This is a genomic window from Aerosakkonema funiforme FACHB-1375 (assembly GCF_014696265.1).
Lineage (GTDB): Bacteria > Cyanobacteriota > Cyanobacteriia > Cyanobacteriales > Aerosakkonemataceae > Aerosakkonema > Aerosakkonema funiforme_A.
Genome location: NZ_JACJPW010000035.1, coordinates 68558 through 74819 on the forward strand (window position 1 = coordinate 68558; position 6262 = coordinate 74819).

The window sequence follows — 6262 nt, forward strand, 5'->3', positions numbered from 1 at the left end:
ATCATCTTTTTTACCTCTTTTCTCTAGTCCCTAATCCCTATCCCCTAGCTCCTGCAAAATCTCTTTGACAGCTTCTACAATTACCCCGCCAGCTTGAATATCAGCGGTAATTGCTGCCAAATGTTCGTCTAAAAATTGGTCGCGATCGTTCCAAATATAAGGTTCTTTGGCAGAAGGAGCTTTTCCAACTACTTGTCGCACCGCTTCATACAAAGGTTTAGTGCGTGACGACAAACACTTTTGTCCATCGTAATGACCCGCCACTTTAAAAGTTCGCAAGTCTACCGCTTGCACGCCAAACATCAAAGCAACCGCCATATATTGCTGAGCGAGTTCTATCGAATTCCGGGTTAAATTCGCGGCGGCAAAACCTTGAGAATTGATATTTTGGTTGAATTGTTCTGCATGAGTGGGAAAGCGATCGGCGATCGAATTACCGTAAAATGTCAACATCGGCATAATGGAATTTCCCGTAATTTGTAAAGCCTTCAATCCCATGTTGACCGAACCTTCAGTATTCCCCACTAAAGAAGGAGATAAGCCATTATTAAACTCCGGTGCAGCTAACAGCGCAACTTGCACATCCAAATGCTTTGCCAACAATCCCAAAAGATAGCGCAACCGATCCATTCCCACGCTGATATACTGCCCCAAAAAGTTACCGCCGTGATAGCTAGCTTGATGATTCACATCAATAACGGGATTATCGGTAACCGAGTTGATTTCTACTTCAATTTGGCGCTCGATTTCTTTCATACCATCGACGATCGGCCCCATATATTGCGGCAAACAGCGCAACGAATAACGGTCTTGAATTAAACTTTCCCCATTAAAGTGATTCGCGCCGTTTAATTCATCGAAACTCAAACGCGAACCGGCTAGCAACTTCACCATTTCTGCCGCTGTCCACACTTGTCCGAAATGCGGTTTCAGTCGGTGGATAAAGGGATGAAATGATTGATTTGTCCCGCCCAATCCTTGTATCATTAAGGCATGAGATCCCATTGCCAAAGCGAGTAAAACTTTAGCGTCATAGGTGCAAAGAGCGGCAATTCCAGTCATCACAGAAGTGCCATTCATCATGGCTAAACCTTCTTTGGGTAACAAATCGATCGGAGGCATTCCCAACCTTTCCAAGGCTTCTAAGCATGACATTTCTACGCCTTTAAAGTCCACTGTAAATCGTTTGTCTAAGCCAATAATCGAACCTGTGATGTAGGCTAGGGGTGTCAAGTCGCCAGAAGCGCCGATCGAGCCGAGTTCGGGGACGTGGGGAGTAACGTTGTTGTTTAAAAAGGTTTTCATGCGATCGATCAATTTCCACCGAATTCCCGATGCACCTTGCAAGTGGAAGTTCATTCTTAAGAGCATCGCAGCTCTTACTTCGGGAATTGGTAGTTTTTTTCCGGCTCCGGCTTTATGATACCAAACTAAGTTATTTTGCAATTCGGAGGCATCGTCTGGTGCAATTTCCGTATTGGCCATGCCACCAAATTTTGTGGTTACTCCGTAAATCGGTTTGCCGGAATCCACAGCTTGACTGATATAATCGCAAGCAGCCTTAATTCGTTTGAGAATATGGCTGTTGGTTGTCAATTTTACCTGCGCTGCTTCCCTCGCTACTTTCACAACTTCTTCGATAGTTAGAAGCCTATCTCCTATCCCCACTTCCGTATTTTTTTTCACCTTGGATAGTTGTAGCAAAGGCAATGTTTGTGCAGTCGGCGCAGTTAAGTTGTCGAGCATTGTTACCAAAATCTCCTGTTGAATATTTAGTTAATTGCCAAAATCAGTCATGATGGAGCGAGCCAGCTAAAACCAGACATAATTATCAGGCAACTATTCACAAGTTGCTTGGCAAATATTTCGATAGCTGGAATTTAATTTCGAGTTACATTTTTGTGCAGAATATCTGCATAATTAATCAGGGCAGCGAATTTTTTGATGCCGTTTCCCTAATTCTGCCAAGACTTTTTTCGTTTTGATGCGTAACGCTAAATAATGCGATCGAAACAAAATTAGCTTCACGATCGCTTTGGCAAATAATTTAAATATTTCCGAACTAGGCTCGCTATATTTTTAGCCCAAAGTTCGGTGACTAAAATCAATTTCGTGAATTTTTTCATCATCGTTACAAGAATTCCCTGAATCGAGGTAGCTCACTCAAACAAAATACAGTTCTTTCCTCATATCACAAAAACTGAAGGCGAGCGCATCCTCTATTTAATACTTTTTGTGCGTGCTTTGGGATTTTTATGATTTTTGGGCAAAACTATGGCTTTTTTTGTGAGATTTTTACTATATAACCTTTCTTTTTGAATAGCAAGATACTTTTTTGTTTGTTCTATGATTTTTTTATGAAATTTCCTCTACGATAATTTTAGATCCAAAACTTACTTTAAAAATAAAAATTACAATATTAACCAGCATTTTTGCTGGCTTGTGTGATTAAAAACAAATGCTTTGTTCGGCAAAGTTATCTATTAGGAAATCTCCTAACTTTTATGATGTCATTTACTTTTTCCTCCCCATATAAAACTGGATCGGAGCGCAAAAGGCTGCTGCCGATCGCTATGCGAGGAGATGCGATCGAAATCACACTACCTCACTTTCCCACCGTGTTATCTTGCTTACACCCTCTAAAAGTGCTGCTTTCGTCTACACGGCCTAGCTTTGATAAGCTATTAATTAGCCTACGAGTCAATCATGATAACAGTAAATACAGTTATGGGTTAAGAACTATACAAAACTTAATCATGATTTCGTGACAAGGTAACAAATATTACAGAAACCGTTGCAAAAGAGCAGCTACTGCTGCCGATCGCCATAGGAGGAGATGAGATCGAAATCACACATACCCTCTTTTTTGTTGTGTTATCTTGCTTACGCTGTCTAAAAATGCTGGTTTTGCCTATACGGCTTAGCTTCGATCGACTGTTGATTAGCCGAAAAGTTAATCAAGATAACAGTACATACATTTATCGCTTAATAGCTATACAAAACTTAAAATGATTTCAGAAATTTTCCGAGAAACCTTAGAACATTACGGGATCACTGGCAAGCAAATCTCGCAGATATCTGGCGTAAGCGAGAATCACATCTCTGAGTTTCGCCGGGGGAAAAGCAAGACAGGTGTTTCTACCGATGTGCTTTGGAAATTACTAGAGGCAATGGAGGAAATTAGGCCAGGGTCTTGCGCCTACTTCTGTTCCCAGTTAGCAAAAGCTGGGGGAAGTAAAGGAAATATTGTATCAGAGCTTCCGAAACAGTTGGAGTCGCTGTTAGAGATGCAGAATTTCGTCGATGGGCTATCGGACGATCGACTAGCGCTACTCTTGATGGTAGTTGCTGGGCGGATTAAGAATGGGGGTAAATACAGTTGCCAAAAATCTAGCTAATTCTGCTCAATCTTAGTCATATTGATAGCTAAATAGCAATAATGAGCAATTTTTGGCGAGGGAGTTTTTGAGAAAGCTGTTTTCACAGTATAATCACAACATGAAGCTAGTGGAACGTCATATTATCACAAAAAACCATCCTCTCTGGTCAGAAATTGACCACAAGGCTTTTTTGTCGAAAAATTTATTTAACCTAGCGAATTATCATTATCGTCAATACTTTTTTACACACCAGGAGAAATTAAACTTTAACCAACTTTACCACCTTCTATCACAAACCAGTGACTACAAAGCCTTACCCACCAAAGTTAGTAAGCAAATAATTCGCCGATTAGATACAGCATGGACAAGTTATATTCAAGCTGTAAAAAACTGGCAGAAACATCCCGAAAAATTCTTAGGTAAACCCAAAATACCGGGATATAAACATAAAACCAAAGGGCGCAATATCCTACCGTATCCTCACGAAGCCATCTCCAAAAAAGCCTTAAAAAAAGGAATTTGTCAACTCTCGATGAGTGAGCTCAAAATTCCCACATCAGCCCATGTAATCATCGAAGCGAGAATTGTGCCCAAAAGTAGTTGTTATGTGCTCGAAATAGTTTATGAAAAAGAGGAGGAGACAACCAACCATCAACAAATAGCCGGGATAGACTTAGGAGTTAATAACTTAATGGCTGTAACTACCAATCAAACAGGTGTCAGACCTCTTTTGATGAACGGCAGACCACTAAAAGCGATTAACACCTTTTACAATAAACAACGTTCCTGTTTACAATCCCATCTCAAACTCCAGCATAATCAAACCCAATCTCAAAGATTAAAAAAGCTTACTCATAAGCGCAACTGTAGAGTCGAAAATTATCTACATACAGCCAGCCGAAGAGTCATAGATTGGTGTAGAGAGCATCAAATAGGAATCATCGTAATTGGGTATAATGCGACCTGGAAACAATCAATTAACTTAGGCCAAAGGAATAATCAACAATTTGTGAACATTCCACATTATAGGTTAGTCGAAATGTTGACCTATAAAGCCCAATTAAAAGGAATTCAAGTCATTATAACAGAAGAATCTTATACATCTCAATCGAGTGCTTTAGATGGAGATGCTCTGCCTAAATATGGGGAAAAAAAACCCGTGTTTCAGGGACATAGAGTAGCGAGAGGATTGTATAAAACAGCGCAGGGTAGGTTATTAAATGCCGATGTGAATGGGTCATTTAATATTACCAAAAAAGTAATTCCTGATGTCTTAGACCAAGGAATAAAGGGTTTGCCGTTTAACCCTGTGGTGCTTGACCCACTACGAATGACTGGACTTTCCGCCTTTGAGTAGGTTTGAGTAAGTTTCGTTGAGCGGTTCCTGGCGCAAGCGAACAGAGTAGGAATAAACATTAACGGTATTGCACCTCCGGCACGCTACGCGAACGCCCCTACACAATACATATTTCGTTGTTTTTGTCAATTTATTCTAGTGGACTGGCGCTCTAGAGATGCTTTAATCACTTACTTACCTTCCGTTGCTTGGGAAACAACAATAGGCTGGGCGAATTGCCGGAACGCAATCAGGCTAACTGCCCAACCAATTCCACCCAAAATCAGAAATAGGGTACTCAACGGCAACATTTGCACGAGGGGTTGTACGCCTGCGCCTCCCAGCGTCATTCCACTATCGAATCCAGCCAAGAAGATGCTGTACACGCGACCCCGCACCGCAGTCGGAGCTGCCAAAGAAACGATCGCAGATAGCACCGGGAACAAGGAACCAAAACCCAATCCATATACAAGCGACCAAACAATCAGGAGATTTGGTGCGATCGATAATCCAATTAAAGCAGTACCAGAACAAAAAATAGCTATGCTGACAACCCACCGCTGCGATACCCGATTTCCCCATCGTCCCAAACCAAATCTGACCAGTACAGCAACCAAAGCATTCAGACTATAAAACAAAGCGGAGTTGGAAACAAATAAAGGCAAAAAGGTAACAACCCCACCGTGTAAAAAAGAGCCGATCGAGAACAACAGCGTCGCATCTCGCACCGGAAACCGCACAATTACTTTCCAAGGAAAAGAATTTTCAGATTGCTTTTCGATCGATTGCTTCGATCGCGATACCTTCAACCACGGCAAAGGTAAACTGAGGGCAAAACTTACAAGGATCGATCCTGCCAACAGAAATACAACAGCAATAAAACCAGCTTGAGCAAACACCAATGACCCCAGCAATGGCCCCAAAGAATAGCCGATCGTATTACACATTGCCAAATACCCCAACATCGCCGTGCGACGCACAGGAGGTACTAAATCGATCAACATCGTTTGAGAAGCTGTCGCGAATGCCGCCTGACTGATGCCATGCAAAACGCGCACACCCATCAGCCAAAAGGGATTAGGCGACCAAAGATACAGAGGTAAGATCGCCAACATGATTCCTAAGCCCGTCAACAACACGGGTTTTCGTCCCCAGCGATCGATTAACCAACCGATCGGCGGTCGGAAAAACAACAGCCCTGCTGCCAATGCACCTACAACAAATCCCACTGGCGCATTGTGCCAGCGTTGCGTCACGTAAAGCGGTAGAACTGGAAACAGTGCCGTAACCTGGGTGAAGTACACCAGCATTCCAGCACAGATGCAGAACAGCCACAGGCGGTACGATCGATTGGAATTGTTTGGCAATGAGTCAGAAACAGGGTTACTCGAAGGTTGCATGATGGGATCGGAGATGGATGCAGGGTAAAGATGGCTGTTTTACCGAAAACCGTGCGTGAAAGCCCCTGGCTTTAGACATGGGGATGAAACGCACCTGGCGATTTTAATCGCCGTCAAGTCCCTGGTTTCCACTTCTGATTCTCAAT

4 protein-coding genes are annotated in these 6262 nt (G+C 42.4%); 2 read left to right on the forward strand and 2 right to left on the reverse strand.

What is annotated here, in order from left to right:
* Positions 1-30 precede the first annotated feature (30 nt).
* Positions 31-1746 (reverse strand): HAL/PAL/TAL family ammonia-lyase, encoded by a 1716-nt coding sequence (locus H6G03_RS15120; RefSeq protein ID WP_190465193.1) that lies wholly within the window; start codon positions 1744-1746, stop codon positions 31-33.
* Positions 1747-3008: 1262 nt separating this feature from the next.
* On the opposite strand from H6G03_RS15120, the gene H6G03_RS15125 reads away from it, so the two are divergent.
* Together H6G03_RS15125 and H6G03_RS15130 are read left to right on the forward strand one after the other, a co-directional pair.
* Positions 3009-3398: a helix-turn-helix domain-containing protein gene (locus H6G03_RS15125; RefSeq protein ID WP_190465194.1), complete on the forward strand. Its 390-nt coding sequence runs from the start codon at positions 3009-3011 to the stop codon at positions 3396-3398.
* Positions 3399-3498: 100 nt separating this feature from the next.
* Positions 3499-4737 carry an RNA-guided endonuclease InsQ/TnpB family protein gene (locus H6G03_RS15130; protein ID WP_190465195.1) on the forward strand — a complete coding sequence of 413 codons (1239 nt, stop codon included), beginning with the start codon at positions 3499-3501 and terminating at the stop codon, positions 4735-4737.
* 170 nt (positions 4738-4907) lie between these two features.
* Here H6G03_RS15130 and H6G03_RS15135 read toward each other — a convergent pair whose 3' ends face one another.
* Positions 4908-6116, reverse strand: coding sequence for an MFS transporter (locus tag H6G03_RS15135; protein ID WP_190465196.1), 1209 nt, complete (start codon positions 6114-6116; stop codon positions 4908-4910).
* Between the last annotated feature and the right edge of the window lie 146 nt (positions 6117-6262).